Source organism: Ideonella paludis (assembly GCF_018069865.1).
GTDB lineage: Bacteria > Pseudomonadota > Gammaproteobacteria > Burkholderiales > Burkholderiaceae_C > Ideonella > Ideonella paludis.
In genome coordinates this window covers 607,793-631,005 of sequence record NZ_JAGQDG010000002.1, presented here as the reverse complement: position 1 = coordinate 631,005, position 23,213 = coordinate 607,793, and the positions used below count along the sequence as shown (strand labels likewise).

Here is a 23,213-nt window from a genome sequence, read left to right as displayed (position 1 = left end):
TCTAGACACCGCTGGCGAGGGCATTCATGCCACTGGCTTGGAGCGACGGTCCAGCAAACGAACCGATCAATACACCTCGGGCACGATCAACTCTTGGGGTGCCGGCCGGCGCTCATAGTCTTCATGGCGCTGGCGCTCTGGCAGCTCAATCACGGGGTGATCGACCTCTTCATAGGGCATCTGGCTCAAGAGGTGATGGATGCAGTTCAGGCGCGCCTTCTTTTTGTTGTCGGCCTGAACGATCCACCACGGCGCCTCTTCAATGTGGGTGCGCTCCAGCATCACCTCTTTGGCCTTGGTGTAGTCCTCCCAGCGACGGCGTGACTCCAAGTCCATGGGGCTGAGCTTCCATTGCTTGAGCGGGTCATGGATGCGGCCCAAGAAGCGGATGCGCTGCTCTTCATCTGATATCGAGAACCAGTACTTGATGACCTGAATGCCGGAGCGCACCAGCATGCGTTCAAACTCAGGGGTGGAGCGGAAGAACTCTTCGTACTGGTCATCGGTGCAAAAGCCCATCACCCGCTCAACGCCCGCGCGGTTGTACCAACTGCGGTCAAACAGCACGATCTCTCCGCCTGCGGGCAGGTGGCTGATGTAGCGCTGGAAGTACCACTGGGTGCGTTCGCGGTCATTGGGTGCGGGCAGAGCCGCCACGCGGCAGACGCGCGGGTTGAGCCGCTGGGTGATGCGCTTGATCACGCCGCCCTTGCCAGCCGCATCGCGGCCTTCAAAGACGATCACCACCTTGTGCTTGGTGGCGACGACCCAGTCCTGCAGCTTGACCAACTCGGCTTGCAAGCGGAACAGCTCGCGAAAGTAAAGCTGCCGCTCGACCATGGGGGTGTTCAAGTCGCGGCTTTCGATCTCGCTGGCAATGCGATCCATGCTGCGGTCTTCAAACTCCAGCTCCAACTCTTCGTCCAAGTCGTCGCGCAGGTCTTGGTGAATGCGGCGGATCATGGACTCGTCAATCTCAGGCATGGCTCTTCCTAGGCTGTCATTTAGCGATGTCCTGTGACAGTAGCGTTGTCATATTTCAGGCCTGTGACACACTTCAGGGCAGGGTTGCAGCCGGGGCGCGGTGCGCGTTATTCTTGCTTGATGGGTTTGAAACCTATATAAATCAATAACTTAACAATCCAATGTCAGGATTGGCCCAAGGCAGGTTGGGGTTTCATTCGGCTCAGGATCTGTCACATCGTTGTCATACGGCGCCCCTACAGTTCAGGCCAACACGAGCACTTCTGCTCGGTGGCATTCACTGAAGAAAGGTCTGACACATGTTCAATACCCTTGCAAAGTTCACCGTCGCCAGCATGGTTCTGGTCAGCGGGTCCGCTGTTTTGGCGCAGGAAGTGACGGGTGCCGGTGCCACCTTCCCCGCACCGCTGTATGCCAAGTGGGCCGATGCCTATAACAAGGCCACCGGTGTTCGTGTGAACTACCAATCGGTGGGCTCGGGCGCTGGCATCAAGCAGATCAAGGCCAAAACGGTGGACTTTGGCGCTACCGACATGCCACTCAAGGACGAAGACCTGGCCAAGGACGGCTTGGTGCAGTTCCCTGCAGTGATCGGTGGCGTGGTGCCGGTGGTCAACATCAAGGGCATCACCCCGGGCCAAATGAAGTTGACCGGCCAACTGCTGGGTGACATCTATCTGGGCAAGATCAAGAAGTGGAACGACCCTGCGCTGGCCGCCTTGAACCCTGGTGTGCCGCTGCCCGATGCAGACATTTCAGTGGTCCGCCGTGCTGACGGTTCGGGCACGACCTTTGTGTTCACCAACTATCTCTCCAAGGTCAACACCGAGTGGAAGGAAAAAGTGGGTGACGGCACGGCCGTGAACTGGCCCACCGGCGCGGGTGGCAAGGGCAATGAGGGTGTGGCTGCGTTTGTGCAGCGTCTGCCCAACTCCATCGGTTACTTGGAGTACGCCTACGTCAAGCAAAACAAGATGACCTTCGCTTTGTTGAAGAACAAGGACGGCAATTTTGTGCCCCCGAGCGACACGGCCTTCAAGGCGGCTGCGGCGGGTGCTGACTGGAACAAGACCTTCTACCAGATCACCACCGAGCAGCCCGGCAAAGATGCTTGGCCCATCACCAACCCCACCTACATCCTGATGCACAAGGCTCAGGACAAGCCTGAAGTGGCGACCCAAGTGCTGAAGTTCTTCAACTGGACTTTTGCTAACGGTGACAAGGCTGCGGATGACCTGGACTATGTGCCGCTGCCTGACTCGGTGAAGGCCTTGGTCGCCCAGCGTCAGTGGTCGCAAATCAAGGATGCAGCTGGCAAGGCTGTGGCGTTCAAGTAATCGACTCCACGTTGAAGGCGGGTGGTGCGTCAGTGCCACCCGCTTTGTCGCGAATTCAGGAGTCCCAGCATGAGTACGACTGTGTCAGCCTCTCCACTTCCCTCCATGAACATTGAAGAGCAGGTGTCGCCCGGTGGTGATCCCACTGATCGCGTGCGCCGTCTGCCGTGGGCCGACAAGGCGTTTTCAGCGGTGGCGCACGGCGCGGCTTGGCTCACCCTGCTGCTGCTGGTGGGCATCATCGGCTCGCTGGTGGTCGGCGCATTGCCCGCCATCAAGGAGTACGGCCTGGCCTTTCTGTGGACCAGTGACTGGGATCCTGTCCAAGAGAAGTTCGGCGGCTTGGTGATGATTTACGGCACCTTGGTGTCGTCCCTCATCGCCTTGGTCATTGCTGTGCCCGTCAGCTTCGGCATTGCCATCTTCTTGACCGAGCTGTCGCCCAATTGGCTGAAGCGTCCTTTGGGCACCGCCGTGGAGCTGCTGGCCGCCGTGCCCTCCATCGTCTATGGCATGTGGGGCTTGATGGTGTTCAGCCCGCTGCTGGCCACCTATGTGCAAGGCCCCCTGCAAAAGACTTTTGCCGACGTGCCTTATCTGGGGGCGCTGTTTGCGGGGCCTCCTGTGGGGATTGGCTTGCTCTCGGCAGGCATCATTCTGTCGATCATGATCATTCCTTACATCGCGTCGGTCATGCGGGACGTGTTTGAAGTCACGCCCCCCATGCTCAAGGAATCAGCCTATGGCTTGGGCTGCACCACCTGGGAGGTGGTGCGCAATGTGGTGCTGCCTTACACCAAGACGGGTGTGGTCGGCGGCATCATGCTGGGCTTGGGCCGGGCGCTGGGCGAAACCATGGCCGTCACCTTTGTGATCGGCAATATGAACCAGCTCAACTCGGTGTCGCTGTTTGAGGCAGCCAACAGCATTGCCTCCTCCTTGGCCAACGAGTTTGCCGAAGCCGGTGAAGGCCTGCATCAGGCCTCGCTGATCTACTTGGGCTTGGTGCTGTTCTTCATCACCTTTGTGGTGCTGTCGCTGTCCAAGCTGATGCTGGCTCAACTCAAGAAGAACGAAGGGAGCCGCTCATGAGCAGCTTGACCCAATTGGCGCCCGAGCGCATGGCGCGGCACAAGAGCCGAAAGCGCATCAATGCGGTGGCCTTGGCGCTGTCTTTGGCGGCCATGTCTTTCGGCGTGTTTTGGCTGCTGTGGATCTTGTTTGAGACCTTCCGTTTGGGCCTGGGTGGCCTGAGCTGGCAGGTCTTCACCGAGATGACGCCGCCGCCGCAAGAAGAGGTGGGCGGCCTGGCCAATGCCATCTTTGGCTCGCTGCTGATGGTGAGTTTGGCCACACTGCTGGGCACGCCCATCGGCGTGATGGCCGGTGTCTACTTGGCTGAATATGGCCAGCGCACTTGGCTGGGCCGCGCCACGCAGTTCATCAACGACATTTTGCTGTCGGCCCCCTCCATCGTCATCGGCCTGTTCATCTATGCGGTGGTCGTGGCCAAGATGAAGAGCTTTTCCGGTTTTGCGGGCATCTTGGCCTTGGCCTTGATCGTGATCCCGGTGGTGATCCGCACCACGGAGAACATGCTCAGCCTGGTGCCCAACGCGATGCGTGAAGCGGCATACGCTTTAGGTACGCCCAAGTGGAAGGTGATCCTCAGCATCACCCTGAAGGCGGCTCGTGCCGGTGTGGTGACGGGCGTGCTGCTTGCCGTGGCCCGCATCGCGGGCGAGACCGCACCGCTGCTGTTCACTGCGCTGTCCAACCAGTTCTGGACCAGCAGCTTGGGTGAGCCCATGTCCAGCTTGCCGGTGACCATCTTCAAGTTCGCCATGAGCCCCTATGAGAACTGGCAGAAGCTCGCTTGGGCGGGTGTCTTCCTGATCACGATGGGCGTGCTGGCGCTGAACATCATTGCGCGGGTTTTCTTCCGCAACAAACACTGAACATAAGGTGAACCCTATGGACGCCAAAGTTGAATGGCCGGTGGCCGAAAAGGCCAAGATTGCGGTCCGTGACCTGAACTTCTATTACGGCAGCTTCCACGCGCTGAAGCACATCAATCTGGACATCCCCGAAAAGAAGGTCACCGCCTTCATCGGCCCGTCGGGCTGCGGCAAGTCCACCTTGCTGCGCACCTTCAACCGCATGTTCGAGCTCTATCCCGAGCAGCGCGCTGAAGGCGACATCTTGGTCGATGGCCAAAACGTGCTGGACCGCAAGCTGGATGTCTCGCTGATCCGCGCCAAGGTGGGCATGGTGTTTCAGAAGCCGACGCCCTTCCCGATGTCGATCTACGACAACATCGCGTTTGGCGTGCGCCTGTTCGAGAACCTCTCTCGCGTGGAGATGGATGAGCGGGTGGAGTGGGCGCTGAAGAAGGCGGCGCTGTGGACGGAAGTCAAGGACAAGCTGGGCCAAAGCGGCTCTGGCCTGTCGGGCGGCCAGCAGCAGCGTCTGTGCATCGCTCGTGGCATTGCCATCAAGCCCGAAGTGCTCCTGCTCGACGAGCCTTGCTCGGCGCTGGACCCGATCTCGACCGGCAAGGTTGAAGAGCTGATCCACGAGCTGCGCGAAGACTACACCGTGGTCATCGTGACGCACAACATGCAGCAGGCGGCGCGGGTCTCTGACTACACCGCCTACATGTACCTCGGCGATCTGGTCGAGTTTGGCCCCACGCGTGACCTCTTCATGAAGCCCAAGAAGAAGGACACTGAGGACTACATCACCGGCCGTTTCGGTTGAGACAGGGAATAAACCATGAGCGATAAGCACCTCTCTACGCAATTCGACAGCGAGTTGTCCAGCATTTCCACCCGCGTGTTGGAGATGGGCGGCTTGGTCGAGTCCCAAGTGGCCCAGGCCATGTATGCGCTGAATCATTTCAGTGCTGAAACCGCGACCCAGGTGTTGGCCATCGAAGAGCGCGTGAATGCCATGGAGGTGGAGATCGACGCCGATCTCTCCGCCATCATTGCGCGGCGCCAGCCCACCGCGCGCGACCTGCGCTTGCTGATTGCCGTCTCCAAGACCATCGGCAATTTGGAGCGCGTGGGCGACGAAGCCGCTCGTATTGCGCGCACCGTGCAACGCTTGATCAACACCGGCGTGTTCAGCCGCCTGCGTCTGCCCACCGGTGATGTCTCGTTTGAGTCCGACTTGGCCATCGCGTCGCTGCGCAAGGCGCTGGACGCTTTTGCTCGCCTGGATGCGGTGCAGGCCTTGGAGGTGATCAAGGGTGACAACCAGATCGACCAAGAGTTTGACGGCCTGATGCGCAAACTCATCACCTACATGATGGAAGACCCGCGCACCATCTCGGCCAGCATCGACCTGGTGTTTGTGGCCAAGGCCATCGAGCGCGTGGGCGACCATGCCAAGAACCTGGCCGAGCAAATCATCTACATCGTCAAGGGCACCGACGTGCGTCACCACTCGATGGAGTCGGTGGAGTCCGTGGCGCTGAATCGTTGATCTTCCATCGGAGCGTCACAGGGCGATGACTACGATTCTGGTCGTTGAAGATGAACCCGCGATCGGCGAGCTGATTGCCATCAATCTGCGTCACTCGGGCTTTAAAGTGGTCTTGGCGGAAACGGCAGAGGCCGCTCAGTCTGCTGTCGATGGCGTGCTGCCAGAACTGGTGTTGCTGGATTGGATGTTGCCCGGTCAATCCGGCGTGTCCTTGGCTCGGCGTTGGCGGGCAGATGCCCGTACCCGAGCCTTGCCAGTCATCATGCTGACGGCCAAGGCGGATGAAGCCGACAAAATTGCGGGCCTGGATGCAGGCGCCGACGACTACCTCACCAAGCCGTTTTCCCCGAATGAGCTCCTGGCGCGGATCCGCGCGGTGTTGCGTCGGCGGCAGCCCGAAGCGCTGGACGCAGCAGTCAGCGTCGCGGGCCTGGTGCTGGACCCGGCCACGCACCGCGTGAGCTTTCAAGGGCAGGAGTTGAAGCTGGGCCCGACCGAGTTCCGCCTCTTGCACTTCTTGATGAGCCATGCCGAGCGGGTGCACAGCCGGGCGCAGTTGCTCGACCGTGTTTGGGGTGACCATGTGTTCATTGAAGAGCGCACAGTGGATGTCCACATCAAGCGCTTGCGGGAGGCGCTTGCGGTGGGACAGTGCTCGCACATGATCGAAACCGTTCGGGGGGCTGGCTATCGCCTGACCGCTCAGGCTGGTGTGCGCATAGACTGACTGACGGACACTTATGTTTTGGTTAGTTCCTCGCGCCCTGGTTCCCATGCTGCTGGTGGGCTTGGGCGCCTTAGTCGGCGCCTGGGTGGGGCGCCAGTGGGGCTGGCCGGTTCTCGGTGCGGTGCTCGGTGGCATGGCTGGGTCGGCCGCTTGGACACTGGCGGACACCTTGCGCGCCGGTCGCCTCATGAGTTGGCTGAGTGGCACGATGGCAGAGGCCTCACCGCCCTTGGTGGGCTTGTGGGGTGAAGCAGGTTTGCGCATGGAGCGCGCTTTGCGCAACCGAGAGCGCGAGACCTTGCGGGAGCAGGAGCGCTTGACTCAGTTTCTCGAAGCCATTGAAGCCTCGCCCAATGGCGTGATGCTGTTGGACATCAACGACCAAATCCTCTGGACGAACCGGGTGGCTGCGGATCAGCTGGGCCTTCATCCGCAGCGCGATCTTCGACAGCGCGTGACCAATCTGGTGCGGGCGCCAGCCTTTGTCTCTGCACTGCATGAGCGCGGCGCCCAGTCGGTGCCCGTTCAGATTCCGGGTGTGGGGGGCCGAGGCTTGATCTCGGTGCTGCTGCGGCCGTACGGCGAAGGCCAGCGCCTGATGTTGACGCAGGACGTGACCGAGCGGGAGCGCGCGGACGCGATGCGGCGCGATTTCGTGGCCAATGTGTCGCATGAGATCCGCACACCATTGACGGTGCTGGCGGGCTTTGTGGAGACCATGGTCAGCCTGCCGCTGAGTGACGAGGAGCGCCGGCGTGTGCTGTCCTTGATGGGACAGCAGACTCAGCGCATGCAAGCGCTGGTGGGGGACCTCCTGACGCTGGCTCGTTTGGAAGGCAGCCCGAAGCCGGCGGTGGAAAGCTGGTGGCGTCTGGATCGGGTCGGTCGACAGGTCGAATCAGATGCACGTGCTTTATCGAGCGGGCGCCATGCCTTGAGCTTTGACTGGGGTGAAGACTTGGAAGTGGCTGGCAACGAGGGCGAGTTGCTCAGTGCGGTGGCCAACCTGGTCAACAACGCTGTGCGCTACACACCAGAGCATGGCCAGGTGTCCGTGAGCACGCAACAGCGTGAAGACGGTGGGCTGGAGATTGCCGTGGTGGACACAGGCCCTGGCATTGCGGCTGAGCATGTGCCTCGTCTGACCGAGCGCTTCTATCGCGTGGACAGCAGCCGCTCGCGAGACACCGGTGGCACGGGCTTGGGCTTGTCCATCGTCAAGCACGTGGCTCAGCGCCATGGCGGTGAGTTGCGCATCCACAGCGTGGTGGGGCAGGGCTCTCAGTTCATCATCAGTCTGCCCGCCATGCGCGTTCGGCAGCGTGAGGTTCACGCTCACTGAGTGGCCCCGTTCGGGTGCGCAAGCGCCGATCTGCAGCTCGCAGCGCACCTGGACTGGCGTGGCCTGTTGGGCTCATGCGGGCAGGTTTATTTGTCAACAGACCCTAGGCCTGCAGCACTGCTGCCTCTGTGCCGTTCAAGGTTGAGACTGCCGAAAGATCAACAGCTTTTCTTGCCGGTCGGTCGGGCGCCGTGCCTCGCCTTGCAAGGTCCAGCCCGGCACCTGCGGCGCGGCTTGGTCTGTGCGGAGGTTCAGCAGCCACCACGGGCAAGCCGCCATGGCGCTCTGGGCGTCTGCGGCCGAATGGACGGTATAGCCCCCCATGGCCTCCAGAGCCGCCACTTGGGGCCGCGAGAGACCGGCTGCCCGTACGCATTGGCCCGAGGGCACGGTCTTGGCAATGGCTTGCACCCATGGCTGCGGGCTGCGGGCGTAGTCCAGCACAGGCAGCCACAGGGTCATGGTCAAGAGCCAGGTCAGGGCCACACCACTGGCGGGCAAGACCAAGCTCTTCCACAAAGGGTGGCGATGCCGCGAGGTGCGCCAGTGCACCAGCCAGAACCAGGCCACCGTGCCCAGCAGTGCCGCCCCCAAAGCCAAGGCTGAAAAGCTCGGCACAAAGCCCGGTGCGAGGCGAAGAATGTTGGCCAGGGGCTTGGCAGGCACGCCCAGGTGCATGGACGAATAGATCACCCAGACGGCCAATGCCGCAATGCTGAAGAAGAAGACCGAGAACCAGTCGATCAGCGCCCCTGCGCTGCGGCGCAAGGTGGGCAGCGCAAAGGCCGCCAACACCGCCAAGCCCGGCAGGGCCAGCATCAAGGCTCGGTCGGAGCCGCCCATGACCAAACAGCCCATGAGCCCGACGGCAAAAGCGCCCAGTGGAATGGAGATATGGCGCCTCAGCCATTGGCGCCGCCATTGCCAGAGGGTCCAGAGCGCCATGGGCCACAGTGGCCACGGGAACCACAGCAACAGCTTGATGATGTCCAAGACATCATTGCTGCTGTCCGGTGCGCGCACCCGCCAGTGCCAAGCCCCCAGGCCCCAGGCTGCCAGTGCCGCGAGCGCGGTCGAGGCCAGCCACCACAGGGTTAGACGGTGGACTTGCGGATAGGCTGAGCGCGCGCAGATCATCAAGGCGACGGCGCCCAGGGCCACTGCCATGGCCGGCGCACCGCTGCTGGCCAAGGCGGGCAGTGACAGGAGGGCTACGGCCCGGCTGCGGCCTTCACGATAGGGCGCGGCAGCCAATGCCCACAGCCACAGCGCGACGCCGCACAACTGGGCCAGCTCCGGCGTGGTCTCGTGCCCCAGTTGCAGCAAGCCAAGGCTTGCGATGGTGGCGAGCAAAGCCCCGTCCGCCAAGGCACGAGCGTAGTCCAGCGGTGCGGCTTCTCCGCCAAAGGCAAAGGCGACGGGCTGGGCGGCCTCTGTGCGGGCCAAGTGAAAGGTGGCATACCAGACCAGGGCCAAGGTGCCGGCCAGCAGCAGGACAAAGGGCAAGCGGGCGGCGAGGGCAGGGTCCAGCCAGGGACTGAGGGCTTGAATGGCCCAGGCGCCCAGCGCATGCGGCAACACGGCGACGTCAGCCGGAATCCCGCCCAGCATGGGGTTCAACCACGAGGTGCGGCCTTCGGCCATGGCCAACATGGTGGCGTAGGTCGTCAGGTCCGCATTGCGCCAGGGGTCTCGGCCGATCAGCCCGGGCAGCAAATAGGCCGCGCAGAACAACAACAGTGCCAGCCGGGGCAAACGCTCGGCGGCGCGCTGAGTGACGAGGGCAGGAGTGGCGAGGCTCACTGGAAGGGTGTAGAGCTGAGAGGCAGATGTGTGGCGATGCTGACAAGAAAAAAGGCAGCCTGAGCTGCCTTTTTACCGCGAGAGCGCCAAGACTCAAGCAGACTTCTTGATGCCGACGCGCGCAAACTTGTTGCGGAACTTCTCGACGCGACCGCCCAGCGAGTCCACGCTCTTTTGGGTGCCGGTGTAGAAGGGGTGCGACTCGCTGGAAGTTTCGAGCTTGAACAACGGCATTTCGCGGCCGTCTTCCAGCTTGATCATTTCCTTGCTAGGCGCGCAAGAACGCGTCACGAACTTGAAGCCGTTGGACTGGTCCACGAAGCAAACGTCGCGGTAGTTCGGGTGAATGCCGTCTTTCATGTCTTCATTGGCGCGGTCAAGCGCCCCCTTGTCGCGCAGCGCAAAATTGCTGTGCTGCTTTGCTGTTTACGCGCTGTTGAGCCGGGAGCCACGCGCCACCCCATGTGGGCGCACTTTCCGACAACGGTAAAACCTTGGATTATAGCCTATGTAGGACCTACGCAAAACAGGCGCGGCTTTGTTGCTTTGGCTTGCCGTACGGGGTGTACTGTCTGCGCCTTCGCGCCTAGCCCCGCCCGCTTTGCGTCAATCCTACTGTGCAGACGCGAGCAGGCGATCAGCCGCCGCGCCGCATCATCTCGAAGAAGTCCAGATTGGTCTTGCTGGACTTCATCTTGTCGAGGATGAACTCCATCGCCTCGATCTCGTCCATGTTGTAGAGCAGCTTGCGCAAGATCCAGGTCTTTTGCAGGATCTCAGGCTTCAGCAACAGCTCTTCACGGCGGGTGCCCGAGCGGTTGATCTGGATGGACGGGTAGACCCGCTTCTCGGCCATGCGACGATCCAGGTGGATTTCGCAGTTGCCCGTGCCCTTGAACTCTTCGTAGATCACCTCGTCCATCTTGGAGCCGGTGTCGATCAGGGCGGTGCCGATGATGGTCAGCGAGCCACCTTCTTCGACATTGCGTGCGGCACCGAAGAAGCGCTTGGGGCGCTGCAGGGCGTTGGCATCCACACCACCGCTCAACACTTTGCCGGACGACGGCAGCACGTTGTTATAGGCGCGAGCCAAGCGGGTGATGGAGTCCAGCAGGATCACCACGTCCTTCTTCAGCTCGACCAAGCGCTTGGCGCGCTCAATCACCATTTCGGCCACTTGCACATGGCGGGCGGCCGGCTCGTCGAAGGTCGACGAGATAACCTCGCCGCGCACGGTGCGCAGCATTTCGGTCACTTCCTCGGGGCGCTCATCCACCAGTAGCACGATCAGGTGCACGTCCGGGTGGTTGGCCACCAAGGCGTGAGCCAAGTTCTGCATCATGATCGTCTTGCCGGTCTTGGGCTGGGCGACGATCAGGGCACGCTGGCCTTTACCAATGGGGGCGATCAGGTCAACGATGCGCCCGGTGATGTTGTCATCGGCCTTCTTCAAGCCCTCACGTTCTAACCTGAACGCTTCCTTGGGGAAGAGCGGGGTCAGGTTTTCGAACATGATCTTGTGCTTGTTCTCCTCGGGGGTCAGGCCGTTGACGCGGTCAACCTTGACCAAGGCGAAATAGCGCTCACCGTCCTTGGGGACGCGCACCTCACCCTCGACCATGTCGCCGGTGTGGAGGTTGAAGCGCCGCACTTGGCTGGGGCTGAGGTAGATGTCGTCGGTGGACGCCATGAAGCTGCTGTCCAGCGAGCGCAGAAAGCCGAAGCCGTCCGGCAGCACTTCGAGCACGCCGTCGCCGAAGACCTGCTCGCCTGCCTTGGCGCGCTTCTTCATGATGGCGAACATCAGCTCCTGCTTGCGCAGGCGAGCGACGTTGTCGATCTCCAGCGCCTCGCCCATCTCGATCAGTGCCGAGACGTGGAGCGCCTTGAGTTCAGATAAATGCATCGGAAATCACCCTCTGGGTGTGCCGCCATGCCCGTCGCTGCCGCAGGCGCATGGCCTGTAGAGCGGGCTCAGATGATCCTGAGCCTGGGCAGTCCGGGTGGTGCAATCCACTCGGGTGCGGTGCGGAAAAATCTTGTCGGGGGGATCTGTGGGCTGCACAGCAAGAATGTGCATGAAGGTGCGAGCGCTTGACGCTCGAACCCCGGCAGCCCTGGAGCCTGCGGTGTGACCGAGATGGGTGTGGCGCAGGGCGCCCCACCAAGCTCAGCACAGGCGTGATTATAGTTGAGCGTCGACGAAGGCCTTGATCTTGGCCTTCGGATGGTTGCCCACCAAGGTGTCAGCAAACTGGCCGTTCTTGAACAGCATCAGGGTAGGAATGCCACGGATGCCGAACTTGGCCGGGATGGCGCGGTTCTCATCGACGTTCATTTTGGTGATCTGAACGCTTGCGCCATATTCCTTGGCCAACTCTTCCAGAACGGGGGCAATGGCCTTGCAAGGCCCGCACCACTCGGCCCAGTAATCGACCAGCACTAGCTTGTCGGATTGCAGGACATCGGCTTCGAATGAAGCGTCGGAAACGTGCTTGATCAAATCGCTCATGGGAAATTCCTGTGGGGGAGTCCGCGGCGTAATGGAGGGTGGCGCTGCTCGTCGAATGACAGGCCTTGCGGCGCACCCCAACCGGGTCGCGTTGATTCTGACACAAAGGTGCGCCCTTTGTTGCCGACGCCCCCCGCAGGCCCGCTGGGGCGCGTGCTCCGGTTTCTGGCATGGCCGCCAAGGCGGGGAAAAGATCACGGATTCCCTGGCTACTCCGGCCGCTACAAAGCTGAAGCAAAGGGTTCAATGCCGTGGCAATCCCCCTTTTCTCGTCATGAACGCCACGTCCGCTCCGCCACCTCCCAATGCTGCTTCGTCCGGCAAGGCCGTGCGCATGTTTGGGCGGTTCCAATTGCTGAGGCTGCTGGGCAAAAGCGCCAAGACCATGGTCTGGTTGTGCATGGATACCCGCAGCCAGCTTGAATGCATGCTGGATATCCCACGTGATAAGCCAGCCGGTGGCGCTTTGGCGGCCTGGCTAGAGGCGGTTCGTCGCGGCGCCCGGCTCAACCACCCTCAGTTGGCGCAGCCGCTGGAAGTGGGCGAGCACGACCATTGGCCCTATGCGGTTTATGAGCGCGGCCAGTGGGTGACTTGGGCCGAAAAAATCTCCACCAAAGGCCTGCCGCCCGGCGAGGTCGCCACCTGGACGGCGCAAGTTGGCCGCGGGCTGGCGTTTGCGCATGAGGCAGGCATCAGCCACCAAGACCTTCAGCCCTTTCATTTGCTGATAGACGACGACCAAAACGTCTGCATCATGGGCTTGGAAGTGGCCTCGCGGGCGCAGACGGCCGATGGCTCGGTCGGCTTGGAGTCGCTGCGGGCGTCTCGACATGCCGCCGAGGACGATGTGTTGGCCCTGGGCTTGATCTTGCACCATGCCTTAGCCGGGCAGCCGGCGCTGGAAGAGGCCGATGTCAGCCTGGTGATGGGGCGCATGGCGCCGCGTGGTTCAGAGTTTGTGCGTTTGCCGTGGGCCTTGCCCAGGCCCGTGCCCGACCCCTTGCGCGCCATCGTCAACCGCGCGACCGATCGCCAAGAAAAGCAGCGCTATCTCACCGCACGCTCGCTGCAGCGCGCCTTGGAAGGCTGGCTCAGCACGCTGTCTGACCAGAACGGCGGTCCGCTGGCCATTCTGATGGACCGCTTGCGCAGCGTCGGGGTCTTGCCCGCCATGCCGGGCGGGGCGGACCGGGTGGCTCACCTGATCCTGCTGGAAAAGGGCCGCACCAACGAGCTGGCCGCCATCGTCTTGGAAGACTTGGCCTTGACCTACGAGCTGCTGCGGGTGGTCAACACGGCGCAACTGCGGGGTGGTCAAGTTTCGGGGGACGGCCCGGTGCTGATGTTGCGCCGTGCCATCTCGATGGTCGGTTTGGAAGGGGTGCGCCGTGCTGCCCTGAGCCTGCGGGCTTGGCCCGGCCCCATGAACGAAAAGGCCGCTGAGGAAATGGAGCGGCTGATTCAGCGCGTGAAGCGCGCCGCCCGCATCGCCACCCGACTGGCTCCCGCGGGCTACGACGCCGAGGTCATCGCGCTGATCACCACCTTGCAGAACTTGGGTCGCATGATGGTGCAGTACCACTTCCCGGAGGAGTCCCTGCAGATCCGCCGTCTGATGCATCCCTCAGAGTCCGCAGCAGGCACCTCTGCAGAGCAAGGGATGACTGCGGAGGCCGCCTCCTTTGCCGTGCTGGGCACCGACCTGGAGTCTTTGGGCGTGGCAGTGGTGCGGCAGTGGGGCTTTGACGAAGCGGTGCTGACCATGATTCGCCGCTTGCCCACCAACACGGGGCTGAAGATGCTCGAAGGTGACAACGACCTCCTGCGTGCCACCGCGAGCTGCGCCAACGAGCTGATGGATGCACTGGCCCTGCCGCCTAAACGGGTCGGCCAAGCGCTGAGCGCCGTGGCCAGCCGCTATGGCCGGGCGCTTCACATCACGCCCAAGGACATTCAAGACGCGATCCAGGCCGATTCAGCGCCTGCAGGGAGTACCTCGGCGGAGCGGGGCATGGCCTCCGCCTGATGCAGGCCACCATGCCCACACAACAGGTTGGCCGCTTCAGGCTGTTAGAGCCTTTGGGGCAGGGCGCGCAGGCGGTGGTGTGGTGTGCGTTTGACCCCAACCTGCAGCGCGAAGTTGCGCTCAAACTTTTTCGCAGCGATCTGCCGGCCTCAGAGGTCGACGCGTGGCTGCGGGAGGCCCGCTTGATGGCGCGGCTCAACCACCCCGGCATCGTGGCGGTGCACGATGTGGGCCGGGATGGCGCTCAGCCCTTCGTCGTGCTCGAGCGCGTCAAGGGCCGCAGCTTGACGGAGCATCTCAGAGACCACGGTGCGCTGGCGCCTCGAGAGGCCGTGGCTTTGATGCTGCCGGTGCTGGAGGCGCTGGCCTTTGCCCACCGGCACGGCATTGTTCACCGCGACCTGAAGCTCTCCAACGTGCTGTTGGGTGAGGACGGCCGCCCCCGCGTGATGGACTTCGGCATTGCCGGACGCATGGCGCAGGACCACGATGGCAGCATCGTCGGCACCCCCTCCACCATCTCGCCCGAGGCCGCGCAGGGCTTGGCGCCTACACCGGCCATGGACGTGTACTCTGCGGGGATGGTCTTGGGCCACTTGCTCTGCGGCCAGCCCTTGCGCCAAGAGCGCGACCCCTGGCGTGCCATTCAAAGCGCCATCCACGATGACATTCAGTGGCCGAGCGCAGCGCACAGTGCTGCGGGGCAAGCCGTCGATGACGGCCTGCGCTCCTTGGTGCTGCGGGCGGTGGCCCGAGACCCCAGCGTGCGCTTCGCGGACGCTGCTGCGTTGGCGTCCGCCTTGACGCGCTGGATGGAGCCTGACCCGGCTCCGGTGCAAGACGCCCAGCACAGCACGCTCCACTTCTTGCTGCGCCGCATGCGCTTGCACGGTGACTTCCCGGCGCTGAGCGACTCAGTCATGCGCATCCAGCGCATCGTGGGCTCGGATGCCGGCAGCTTGGGCGCCCTCTCCGACGAGATCATGAAGGACGTGGCGCTGACCCATAAGCTGCTGCGCTTGGTCAACACTGTGCAGTTCCGTCGCTCCAACGCAGCGGAAGTGACCTCGGTCGCCCGCGCGGCCGCCTTGGTGGGCTTTGCCGCCATCCGCAACATGGCTTTGTCGGTGATGTTGCTCGAGCACATGCAGGACAAGGCCCAGGCCGAGCGCATGCGCAGCCTGTTCTTGCGGGCTTTGCTGACCGCCGCGCTGTGTGATGAGTTGACCCCCATTGGCCCCGAACGAGAGGAGTCCTTTCTGGCCGGCCTGCTCAGCCACTTGGGCCGATTGCTGGTGCAGTACTACCTGCCCGAAGAAGCGAGGCAGATTGACGCGCGCGTGCAGGCCTCAGGCCAGCCCGCATCAGCAGCCTCGGACCACGCTGCCCGCTCGGTGCTGGGCCTGAGCCTGCACGAGTTGGCCCACGGCGTGGCTGAGGCTTGGCAATTGCCACCTAGCTTGCTGGAGGCCATGAGCCTGCCCCAAGGCGATGTGCCCAAAAGGGCTTTGCAGACCACGCCTGAGCGCCTGCGCTGGCGCACACGCTTGGCGCATGACATGGTCGACACCCTTTTGAGCCAGGAGCCCGAAGCCGCTGCCAGTGAGATCGCACGTCTGGCGCACACCTATGCTCGGGCGCTGGGTTTGTCGGCCGATCAAATCCAAGCAGCCGTTCAAGTGGCCCGGGCGCAGTTGGTGTCACTGGCCGCCAGCCTGCATTTGCCCCTGGGCCAAGGGCCGCTGGACAGGCGTCTGAGCGGCTTGGCTTCCCCAAAGCGCCCGGCGCCGCATGACCCAGAGTTGGCCCAGCAGCAGTTGGAGCACAGCATCGAGCAGGTGACCGACGCTTTGGCCGCCGACAGCTTCAGGCTCAACGACGTGCTGCTGATGGTCCTGCAGGGTTTGCAGCAGGCGTTGGACGCTCGCACCGTGGTGCTGGCGCTGAGGGACCCCGCCACCGGCAGTTTGCTGGGCCGTTTGGCAGTGGGGGAGGACGTCGACACGCTGCGGGCTCAATGCCGCGTTGAGTTGCGCAGCGGCTTGGCCGCTGACCTGCTGGCCGCTGTTTGCATCAAGGGCAAAGACACCTTGATCAGCGACGCCCAGGCCTCGACCTTGGCGCCGCGATTGCCGGCCTGGCTGCGCGAGCACACGCCGCGCAGTTTTTTGCTGCTGCCCTTGATGCGCCAGGGCGTGCCCTTTGCCTTGATCTATGTGGCCTATGACGGCGAGGAAGCCTTGACGCTCAGCGACCGCGAACTGGGCCTGGTGCGCACGCTGCGCAACCAAGCCCTGATGGCCTTCAAGACAGCGGCCTGACAGCGCCATCCGTTAACCTCGGGTCATGAGTGAGGCGAGTACCCCTGACGCCGCAGCGCCGCTGCGCCTGCGCGATTTCCCAGACTATCTACGGCTGATGCTGGCCCGCATCAGTGGCACCACGGCCAATCAGATGCTGATGGTGGCCTTGGGCTGGCAGATGTATGACCTCACCGGCAGCGCTTGGGATTTGGGCCTCGTGGGCCTCTACCAGTTTGTGCCGGCCCTGGCGCTGACGCTGCCGGCTGGCCACCTGGCGGATCGCTATGACCGGCGCGGCCTCTTGGCCATCAGCTTGCTGATCCAAGCCGCCGTGGCCACGCTGCTGCTGTGGGGCAGTTGGGGTTTGTGGATAGACCGCGATGTGGTGCTGGCCACCTCGGTGATGCTGGGCATGGCGCGTGCCCTGCAAATGCCCAGCCTGTCCGCCCTGACGCCGTCCTTGGTGCCGCCTGCCTTGCTGCCACGCGCGGTGGCCCTCAGCAGCACCGCCATGCAAGCCGCCATCGTGGCCGGCCCCGCGCTGGGCGGTGCGCTCTACGCGTGGGGCCCGCAGCTCTTGGCCCTGGTGTGGCCCTCTGTGCCACGCAGTGGCAGCGGCCCGGCCTCGGTGTATGGCACCAGCTTGTTGCTGCTGGGTTTGGCGGTGCTCGGGGTGGCGGCGATTCGCACCCGCTCAAAAGCGGCCGAGCAGCGCGCGGCCAGCTTCGAGACGCTGACCGCCGGCGTGCGCTTCATCTGGCAGCGCCCGGTTTTGCTGGGGGCCATCTCACTCGACTTGTTTGCCGTGCTTTTGGGCGGGGCGGTGGCCCTGCTGCCCATTTTTGCCAAGGACATCCTGCACACGGGTCCCGAGGGCTTGGGCGTGCTGCGGGCCGCACCGGCTTGCGGTGCGCTGGTCGTGGGCCTGTGGCTGGCGCGACGGCCGATTGAGCGCAAAGCGGGGGCTTGGCTCTTGGGCGCGGTGGCGGTGTTTGGCGTCTCGACCATTGTGTTTGGCCTGTCCACTCACTTCGGCGTGGCCCTGGTGGCGCTGGCCGTGTCGGGCGCTTCCGACATGGTCAGCGTGGTGTTGCGTCAGTCGCTGGTGCAACTGGAAACGCCCGACGAGATGCGCGGCCGCGTGGCGGCTGTCAACTCGGTGTTCATCGGAGCCAGCAATCAGCTTGGCGAGTTTGAGTCGGGCGTGACCGCCGCTTGGTGGGGGCCGGTGGGCGCCGTGGTGGTGGGCGGCGTGGGCACTTTGTTGGTGGTCGCGGGCTGGACCCGGCTGTTTCCGGAGCTGGCGCGGCGCGACCAGCTCTACAGCCCCAAAACTGCTTGATAACGGCTTGTTCAGAACACCATGTTCTGCCGCACCAAGCCCACCGCAATGCCTTCAATGAAGAAGTCTTCACGCTCGGGCGTGACGATGATGGGCGCGAAGTCGGGGTTCTCGGGCAGCAGCTCAATCTGGCTGCGGCTGCGGTGCAGGCGCTTGACGGTGACTTCGTCGCCCAAACGCGCCACCACAATTTGGCCGTTACGGGCGTCGGCGGCACGCTGCACAGCCAGCAGGTCGCCGTCCATGATGCCCACATCGCGCATACTCAAGCCTTTGACCTTGAGCAGGTAATCGGGCTTGGTGCGGAAGAGGCTGGCCTCCAGCACATAGTTCTGCTCAATGTGCTCTTGGGCCAAGATGGGCTGGCCTGCCGCCACCCGGCCCACCAAGGGCAGGGTGAGTTGGGCGAGGCTGGGGAGGGGCAGCATCATTTGTTGGCTGCGGGCCTCGTTCATCGCGCGTAAAGTGCGGCCCTGCAAACGGATGCCGCGCGAGGTGCCGCCCAGCAGCTCGATGGCGCCTTTGCGGGCCAAGGCCTGTAAATGCTCTTCAGCGGCGTTGGGCGACTTAAAGCCCAGCTCAGCGGCGATCTCAGCCCGGGTGGGTGGGGCGCCCGTCAGCTCCATGGTGCGTGTCACCAAATCCAGCACCTGTTGTTGGCGCGCGGTGAGTTTGGGGCTGTCGGTCATGATGGGCAGGCCCACTCAAGGGCTGAGGTTGTATCCAGTATCTGTATTTTTATCCAGACTTCATCGAAATGCAAAACAAAGCTGAAAAGATCGTCCTGCTGGGCACCGGCGGCACCATTGCCGGCACCTCGGCCCAGGCGGGCGACAACGTGGGCTACACCGCCGGCCAGCTCAGCGTGGGGCACCTCATCGCCGCCGTGCCCGCTTTGGGCCACGTGCCGCTGGAGGCCGAGCAAGTCGCCCAACTCGACAGCAAAGACATGAGCCATGCGGTGTGGCAGGCCTTGGCCCAGCGGGTGGCGGCGCACCTGGCCCGGCCTGACGTGGCGGGCGTGGTCATCACCCATGGCACCGACACCCTGGAAGAAACCGCCTGGTTCTTGCACCGGGCCTTGGCGCCGCAAAAGCCCGTGGTGCTGACCTGCGCCATGCGGCCGGCCAGCTCACTGCAGCCCGACGGCCCGCAAAACCTGCTGGACGCCGTGACCGTGGCACAAAGCGCTGTGGCTCAGGGTGTGTTGTGCGTGGCCCAAGGCCAGGTCTTGGCGGCTGAAGACGTGCGCAAAGTGCATGGCTACCGCATCGACGCGTTTTCTGCCGGAGATGCAGGGCCTGTGGCGCGGGTGGAAGAAGGGCAGTTGATCGCGCTCAGGCCTTGGCCCCAAGCACAGGCGCTGGGCTTGGCGGCCATCGCCCAAGATGTTGCCCAATGGCCCCGCGTGGGCCTGGTCTGCAGCCATGCGGGAGCAGAGCCTTGGGCGGTGGAGGCGGCGGTGGCCGCAGGCCTGCAAGGCTTGGTGGTGGAGGGCACGGGCAATGGCACCGTGCATCACGGCTTGGAAGCCGCGCTGCACAAAGCGCAAAGTGCCGGCCTGCGTGTGCTGCGCGCCTCGCGCTGCGTGGCGGGTGGCGTGGTGGGCGCACCCACCGGGGCATTGCCCTCAGCAGGTGGGCTGACGCCAGCCAAGGCGCGGGTGGAGTTGCTGTTGCAACTCCTTGCGAAGGCCTCAACCTAGAGCGGCGCACAAAAGCGAGCGCAGCGGTTCTGGCTATCTTGAGACGCGCTTAGGCGACCGTCAGGGTCACGTCGATATTGCCGCGAGTGGCATTCGAGTAAGGGCAGACCTGGTGCGCAGCAGCCACCAGGGCCTCCGTGGCAGCACGCTCCATGCCGGGCACGGTGATGGTCATGGCCACCTGGATGCCGAAGCCGCCGGTGATGGGGCCGATGCCCACGCTGGCGCTGATGGACACATCGTCCGGCAGCTTGATCTTCTGGCCAGCGGCCACGGCCTTCATGGCGCCGATGAAGCAGGCCGAGTAGCCGGCGGCAAACAACTGCTCAGGGTTGGTGCCAGCACCGCCAGCGCCACCCAGTTCACGCGGAGTCGAGAGGTTGACTTGCAGCGCGCCGTCGTCTGACTTGGCCGTGCCGGTGCGGCCACCGGTGGAGGTGGCGTGGGCGGTGTAGAGAACTTTGTCGAGTGCCATGGTGTGTCCTTGTAGGGTGAGGGAAGGGTGAAGGGTCTTTATCAAGCGGTGGTCACCGCAGCGAGGCGTTGACGCAGGGCCTTCAACTCCTGCGTCAGCCGGGAAATCTCATCCAGCTCGCACGCTACGGCGCAGCCGATGTCGTGAGGGATGCGCTCTGCGTGCTGCCGCAGCGTCTGGCCTGTGCGGGTCAGGTGCACCAAGACCCGACGTTCATCGGCGGCGTCGCGCTGGCGCTCAATCAACCCAGCGGCTTGCAGGCGCTTGAGCAAGGGTGTGAGCGTGCCGCTGTCCAGAAACAGGCGCTCGCCCAACTGCGACACGGTGACCCCGTCTTGCTCCCACAACACCAGCATCACCAAGTACTGCGGATAGGTCAGCCCCAGCGGCTCCAGCAGTGGCTTGTAGAGTTTGGTCATGGCCAGCGAGGACGAGTACAGCGCAAAGCACAACTGATGGTCCAGAGCCAGCCAAGAGGCGGGGGGAGAGGGGGGGCGGCGGGGCATGGGCTGAATTGTGATGTGAGCGATTAAATTGCGTGCAACCTAAATAATTGACCTTGCGATCGACAAGGGCATCGTGGGCCAACCGCGTCCGGGAATGTCCTGTCCTGATTTGTCAGGACGCTGGCTGTCCGCTGAGAGAGGGGGCTGCACAATCCGATGCGAGGGTCATCAGGCCGTTTGCTGCTGTCATGACAAGCGTCGTGAAGCCCTGACTGGATGGGAGTTTGGCCATGTTCTTGAACACGCGACAGCTGAGTTTGCTCAGCCACATCATGCAAGCCTTGGCCGAGCCGCATGAGGAAATGGCCCTGCGGGAGCAGATTGGCAGCTGGGTCTTGGACCTGCTGCAAGCGCAGTTCTATGCCAGCTTTGTTTGGCAGCCGGGCAGCCAAGCCTTTGAGCGGCCGGTGGTCATCAATATGGACCCCGGCAACCTGGATCGCTACCTCGCGCATTACCAGTATCACGACCCCATCACGCCGGTGATGCAACGCTACCGCGTGGCCATTCGGTCCACCGATGTGATGGCCCAGCCGGCCCTGATGCGCACCGAGTTTTTCAATGACTTCTTGGCGCGAGATGGCCTGCATTGGGGCGTCAATCTCTATGCCTGGCAGGGCGGCCACAACATTGGCGATATGCGCATCTGGCGCGACAAGCGCCGCGAGAACTTCAGCGCCGATGACTTGCAACTGCTGGACCTCATCGGCCCCGCCTACGTGGCGGCCTTGGCCCGCGCGCGGCAAGGCCAAGGCGCGGTGGCTGTGCCGGTCGCTTCCTCGGTGCTGGCTGCACCGCTCAGCCCCCGCGAGTGGCAGGCCGCGCGCATGGTGGCCCAAGGCTTGGCCGACAAAGAAATCGCCCGCGCCTTGGGGGTCAGCATCACCACCGTCAGAACTCACTTAGAGCGCTCGTTCCGCAAGCTCGGTGTGCACAACCGGGCGGGCCTGGCCCACGCGCTGTCTCAGTGTCCTGAGCCTCGAGGATAGTGCGGCGCGAAGGGTCTTCCTAGGATGAAGCCTTGCCGCTTGAGTGCGGTTGGCCTTCAACCCAAGGACCCTCATGTCTACGCCTAAACACACGCCCACGTCCGACCCTTCTCGTCGCCGTTTTTTGCATGCCAGCAGCTTGGTCGGCCTCAGTGGCCTCAGCGGATTGATGGTCACCGGCCTCAGCGCCTGTGGCGGCTCTGATGACCCACCCGACCCACTGACTGCGTCCTCGTCCGACGTGCTGGAGGCGGTGCAGCGCGGCACGCTCAGTGCCGAAGCCTGCGCCACGGCCTTGATTGCCCGCGCCAAGCAGCAGGCCGACCTCAACAGTCTGATCTTTCTGAACGAAGCTGCAGCCTTGGCGGCCGCACGGCAGATTGACCTGGACCGCCAAGCAGGCAAGCCGCTGAAGCCTCTGGCTGGGCTGTTCATCGTGGTCAAAGACAACATCAACACGGCGGACATGCCCACCACCTCGGGCACGCCCGCCCTGCAAGGCGCGCGGCCCAGCACCACCGCGCCTTCACTCAAGCGGCTGACCGACGCAGGCGCCATCGTGCTGGCCAAGGCCAATCTGCATGAGCTGGCCTTTGGCATCACCAGCACCAATCTGAGCTTTGCCAAGCCGGTGAAGAACCCCTATGACAAAGCCCGCATCCCTGGCGGCTCCTCAGGCGGCACGGCGGCGGCGATTGCGGCCGGCATCGTGTCTTGCGGCTTGGGCACGGACACCGGAGGCTCCACCCGCGTGCCTGCCGCGCTGTGTGGCGTGGTGGGCCTGCGCCCCTCCGTCGGCAATGGGGGCACCCAGCGCCGTTACACCGACACCAACGCCGTCATGCCCATCAGTCACACCCGCGACACGGTCGGCCCCCTGGGGCGCACGGTGGCCGACGTCGCCTTGCTGGACTCGGTGATCACCCAGACCCCGCAAGCACGCATCACATCCTTGCAGGGCGTGCGCTTAGGCTTGCCGGCCGCCTTGTGGGCCGGCTTGGATACCTCGGTGGCCAGCGTGGCCCAAGCAGCCAAGGCCAAGCTGACCGCGGCCGGCGCGGTGCTGGTGGAGATGGACATCCCTGGCCTCTTCGCCACCAACGACCTGATCTCCTTTCAGGTGGCCCTGCATGAGCCACTCGCCGACATCCCCGCCTACTTGGCGGCCAGCGGCCTGACAAGCCAGAGCATGGCCAGCATCGCCGCTGCCATTGCCAGCCCCGATGTGCAGGGCGCCTTTGCGGCGATTCAAGCCGATGTCTTTGGCCCGGCCTACCCCGACGCCATCAACATCCACCGCCCCCTCTTGCAAAAGCTCTATGCCGATGCCTTCGCGCAGAACAAGGTCGAGGCCCTGCTGTTCCCCACCACCTTGCTGGCCGCCACACCCATGGATTTGGAGAAGGGCTCCGGCACCGTCAGCGTCAACGGTGGCCCGCCGGTGGACACCTTTGGCACCTACATCCGCAACACCGACCCCGGCTCCAACGCGGGCCTGCCAGGGCTGTCCGTGCCCGCAGGCTTGAATGCTGCAGGCTTGCCGGTGGGCATGGAGCTGGACGGCCCGGTGGGCTCAGATCAGCGGCTGCTGAGCTTGGGGTTGGCGTTGGAGGCGGCGCTTGGCCGGGTGCCTGCGCCTAAGCTTTGATCAGTTCGTGACCAACCCGTTC

At 63.5% G+C, this 23,213-nt stretch carries 21 protein-coding genes; 13 read left to right on the top strand and 8 right to left on the bottom strand.

The window, feature by feature from the left end; all coding sequences use genetic code 11:
• Positions 1-66: 66 nt before the first annotated feature.
• Entirely contained in the window at positions 67-984 is a 918-nt protein-coding gene (gene ppk2, locus KAK11_RS07340; RefSeq protein WP_210807732.1) for a polyphosphate kinase 2, read from the bottom strand.
• Between the two features lie 299 nt (positions 985-1,283).
• Here ppk2 and pstS point away from each other — a divergent pair, with 299 nt between their 5' ends.
• The 7 genes from pstS (at position 1,284) to phoR (ending at position 7,879) form a co-directional block, all read left to right on the top strand.
• Complete coding sequence (gene pstS / locus KAK11_RS07335; RefSeq protein ID WP_210807730.1) at positions 1,284-2,321, top strand: phosphate ABC transporter substrate-binding protein PstS; 1,038 nt, start codon at positions 1,284-1,286, stop codon at positions 2,319-2,321.
• A gap of 105 nt (positions 2,322-2,426) precedes the next feature.
• Entirely contained in the window at positions 2,427-3,413 is a 987-nt protein-coding gene (gene pstC / locus KAK11_RS07330) for a phosphate ABC transporter permease PstC (RefSeq protein WP_246498656.1), read from the top strand.
• Positions 3,410-4,279 carry a phosphate ABC transporter permease PstA gene (gene pstA / locus KAK11_RS07325; RefSeq protein ID WP_210807726.1) on the top strand — a complete coding sequence of 290 codons (870 nt, stop codon included), beginning with the start codon at positions 3,410-3,412 and terminating at the stop codon, positions 4,277-4,279. Before pstC ends, pstA begins: the two co-directional genes overlap by 4 nt.
• A 16-nt stretch (positions 4,280-4,295) precedes the next feature.
• Positions 4,296-5,081, top strand: a complete 786-nt coding sequence (gene pstB, locus KAK11_RS07320; RefSeq protein WP_210807724.1) for a phosphate ABC transporter ATP-binding protein PstB — start codon at positions 4,296-4,298, stop codon at positions 5,079-5,081.
• A 15-nt stretch (positions 5,082-5,096) separates the two neighbouring features.
• Positions 5,097-5,810, top strand: a complete 714-nt coding sequence (phoU, locus tag KAK11_RS07315; RefSeq protein WP_210807722.1) for a phosphate signaling complex protein PhoU — start codon at positions 5,097-5,099, stop codon at positions 5,808-5,810.
• Positions 5,811-5,835: 25 nt separating this feature from the next.
• Positions 5,836-6,537 carry a phosphate regulon transcriptional regulator PhoB gene (phoB, locus tag KAK11_RS07310; protein WP_210807720.1) on the top strand — a complete coding sequence of 234 codons (702 nt, stop codon included), beginning with the start codon at positions 5,836-5,838 and terminating at the stop codon, positions 6,535-6,537.
• A gap of 13 nt (positions 6,538-6,550) precedes the next feature.
• On the top strand, positions 6,551-7,879 hold the full coding sequence (gene phoR / locus KAK11_RS07305; protein WP_210807717.1) for a phosphate regulon sensor histidine kinase PhoR: 1,329 nt from the start codon (positions 6,551-6,553) through the stop codon (positions 7,877-7,879).
• Between the two features lie 135 nt (positions 7,880-8,014).
• Here phoR and KAK11_RS07300 read toward each other — a convergent pair whose 3' ends face one another.
• The 4 genes from KAK11_RS07300 to trxA all read right to left on the bottom strand — a co-directional run bounded on the left by KAK11_RS07300 (position 8,015) and on the right by trxA (position 12,194).
• A complete protein-coding gene (locus KAK11_RS07300; protein WP_210807715.1) occupies positions 8,015-9,682 on the bottom strand; it encodes a glycosyltransferase family protein in 1,668 nt (555 codons plus the stop codon).
• A 93-nt stretch (positions 9,683-9,775) separates the two neighbouring features.
• Complete coding sequence (locus KAK11_RS07295; protein ID WP_210807713.1) at positions 9,776-10,042, bottom strand: type B 50S ribosomal protein L31; 267 nt, start codon at positions 10,040-10,042, stop codon at positions 9,776-9,778.
• 277 nt (positions 10,043-10,319) lie between these two features.
• Positions 10,320-11,588 (bottom strand): transcription termination factor Rho, encoded by a 1,269-nt coding sequence (gene rho, locus KAK11_RS07290; RefSeq protein ID WP_210807711.1) that lies wholly within the window; start codon positions 11,586-11,588, stop codon positions 10,320-10,322.
• 279 nt (positions 11,589-11,867) lie between these two features.
• Positions 11,868-12,194: a thioredoxin TrxA gene (gene trxA, locus KAK11_RS07285; protein ID WP_210807709.1), complete on the bottom strand. Its 327-nt coding sequence runs from the start codon at positions 12,192-12,194 to the stop codon at positions 11,868-11,870.
• Positions 12,195-12,468: 274 nt separating this feature from the next.
• Between trxA and KAK11_RS07280 the strand changes: the two genes are divergently transcribed.
• The 3 genes from KAK11_RS07280 to KAK11_RS07270 are packed head-to-tail and all read left to right on the top strand — an operon-like array spanning position 12,469 to position 17,868.
• The gene (locus KAK11_RS07280; protein WP_246498517.1) at positions 12,469-14,223 is read left to right on the top strand and encodes a serine/threonine protein kinase; all 1,755 of its coding nucleotides are present in this window, start codon (positions 12,469-12,471) and stop codon (positions 14,221-14,223) included.
• Positions 14,224-14,234: 11 nt separating this feature from the next.
• Positions 14,235-16,544, top strand: a complete 2,310-nt coding sequence (locus KAK11_RS07275) for a protein kinase domain-containing protein (protein WP_210807707.1) — start codon at positions 14,235-14,237, stop codon at positions 16,542-16,544.
• A gap of 25 nt (positions 16,545-16,569) precedes the next feature.
• Positions 16,570-17,868: an MFS transporter gene (locus KAK11_RS07270; protein ID WP_210807705.1), complete on the top strand. Its 1,299-nt coding sequence runs from the start codon at positions 16,570-16,572 to the stop codon at positions 17,866-17,868.
• Between the two features lie 11 nt (positions 17,869-17,879).
• Here KAK11_RS07270 and lexA read toward each other — a convergent pair whose 3' ends face one another.
• Positions 17,880-18,557, bottom strand: coding sequence for a transcriptional repressor LexA (lexA, locus tag KAK11_RS07265; RefSeq protein WP_210807703.1), 678 nt, complete (start codon positions 18,555-18,557; stop codon positions 17,880-17,882).
• A 68-nt stretch (positions 18,558-18,625) separates the two neighbouring features.
• Between lexA and KAK11_RS07260 the strand changes: the two genes are divergently transcribed.
• Entirely contained in the window at positions 18,626-19,573 is a 948-nt protein-coding gene (locus KAK11_RS07260; RefSeq protein ID WP_210807701.1) for an asparaginase, read from the top strand.
• Between the two features lie 49 nt (positions 19,574-19,622).
• Here the strand turns inward: KAK11_RS07260 and KAK11_RS07255 are convergent, their stop codons facing one another.
• Entirely contained in the window at positions 19,623-20,048 is a 426-nt protein-coding gene (locus KAK11_RS07255) for an organic hydroperoxide resistance protein (protein WP_210807699.1), read from the bottom strand.
• A 41-nt stretch (positions 20,049-20,089) separates the two neighbouring features.
• Positions 20,090-20,554 (bottom strand): MarR family winged helix-turn-helix transcriptional regulator, encoded by a 465-nt coding sequence (locus KAK11_RS07250; RefSeq protein ID WP_210807697.1) that lies wholly within the window; start codon positions 20,552-20,554, stop codon positions 20,090-20,092.
• Between the two features lie 230 nt (positions 20,555-20,784).
• On the opposite strand from KAK11_RS07250, the gene KAK11_RS07245 reads away from it, so the two are divergent.
• Both KAK11_RS07245 and iaaH read left to right on the top strand, forming a co-directional pair.
• On the top strand, positions 20,785-21,543 hold the full coding sequence (locus KAK11_RS07245; RefSeq protein WP_210807695.1) for a response regulator transcription factor: 759 nt from the start codon (positions 20,785-20,787) through the stop codon (positions 21,541-21,543).
• A gap of 169 nt (positions 21,544-21,712) precedes the next feature.
• A complete protein-coding gene (gene iaaH / locus KAK11_RS07240) occupies positions 21,713-23,191 on the top strand; it encodes an indoleacetamide hydrolase (protein WP_210807987.1) in 1,479 nt (492 codons plus the stop codon).
• Positions 23,192-23,213: the final 22 nt, after the last annotated feature.

Coding starts and splice junctions, on each gene's coding strand:
- ppk2 (WP_210807732.1), bottom strand. CDS start 984: ATGCCTGAGATTGACGAGTCCATGATCCGCCGCATTCACCAAGACCTG.
- pstS (WP_210807730.1), top strand. CDS start 1,284: ATGTTCAATACCCTTGCAAAGTTCACCGTCGCCAGCATGGTTCTGGTC.
- pstC (WP_246498656.1), top strand. CDS start 2,427: ATGAACATTGAAGAGCAGGTGTCGCCCGGTGGTGATCCCACTGATCGC.
- pstA (WP_210807726.1), top strand. CDS start 3,410: ATGAGCAGCTTGACCCAATTGGCGCCCGAGCGCATGGCGCGGCACAAG.
- pstB (WP_210807724.1), top strand. CDS start 4,296: ATGGACGCCAAAGTTGAATGGCCGGTGGCCGAAAAGGCCAAGATTGCG.
- phoU (WP_210807722.1), top strand. CDS start 5,097: ATGAGCGATAAGCACCTCTCTACGCAATTCGACAGCGAGTTGTCCAGC.
- phoB (WP_210807720.1), top strand. CDS start 5,836: ATGACTACGATTCTGGTCGTTGAAGATGAACCCGCGATCGGCGAGCTG.
- phoR (WP_210807717.1), top strand. CDS start 6,551: ATGTTTTGGTTAGTTCCTCGCGCCCTGGTTCCCATGCTGCTGGTGGGC.
- KAK11_RS07295 (WP_210807713.1), bottom strand. CDS start 10,042: ATGAAAGACGGCATTCACCCGAACTACCGCGACGTTTGCTTCGTGGAC.
- rho (WP_210807711.1), bottom strand. CDS start 11,588: ATGCATTTATCTGAACTCAAGGCGCTCCACGTCTCGGCACTGATCGAG.
- trxA (WP_210807709.1), bottom strand. CDS start 12,194: ATGAGCGATTTGATCAAGCACGTTTCCGACGCTTCATTCGAAGCCGAT.
- KAK11_RS07280 (WP_246498517.1), top strand. CDS start 12,469: ATGAACGCCACGTCCGCTCCGCCACCTCCCAATGCTGCTTCGTCCGGC.
- KAK11_RS07275 (WP_210807707.1), top strand. CDS start 14,235: ATGCCCACACAACAGGTTGGCCGCTTCAGGCTGTTAGAGCCTTTGGGG.
- KAK11_RS07270 (WP_210807705.1), top strand. CDS start 16,570: ATGAGTGAGGCGAGTACCCCTGACGCCGCAGCGCCGCTGCGCCTGCGC.
- lexA (WP_210807703.1), bottom strand. CDS start 18,557: ATGACCGACAGCCCCAAACTCACCGCGCGCCAACAACAGGTGCTGGAT.
- KAK11_RS07260 (WP_210807701.1), top strand. CDS start 18,626: ATGCAAAACAAAGCTGAAAAGATCGTCCTGCTGGGCACCGGCGGCACC.
- KAK11_RS07255 (WP_210807699.1), bottom strand. CDS start 20,048: ATGGCACTCGACAAAGTTCTCTACACCGCCCACGCCACCTCCACCGGT.
- KAK11_RS07250 (WP_210807697.1), bottom strand. CDS start 20,554: ATGCCCCGCCGCCCCCCCTCTCCCCCCGCCTCTTGGCTGGCTCTGGAC.
- KAK11_RS07245 (WP_210807695.1), top strand. CDS start 20,785: ATGTTCTTGAACACGCGACAGCTGAGTTTGCTCAGCCACATCATGCAA.
- iaaH (WP_210807987.1), top strand. CDS start 21,713: ATGGTCACCGGCCTCAGCGCCTGTGGCGGCTCTGATGACCCACCCGAC.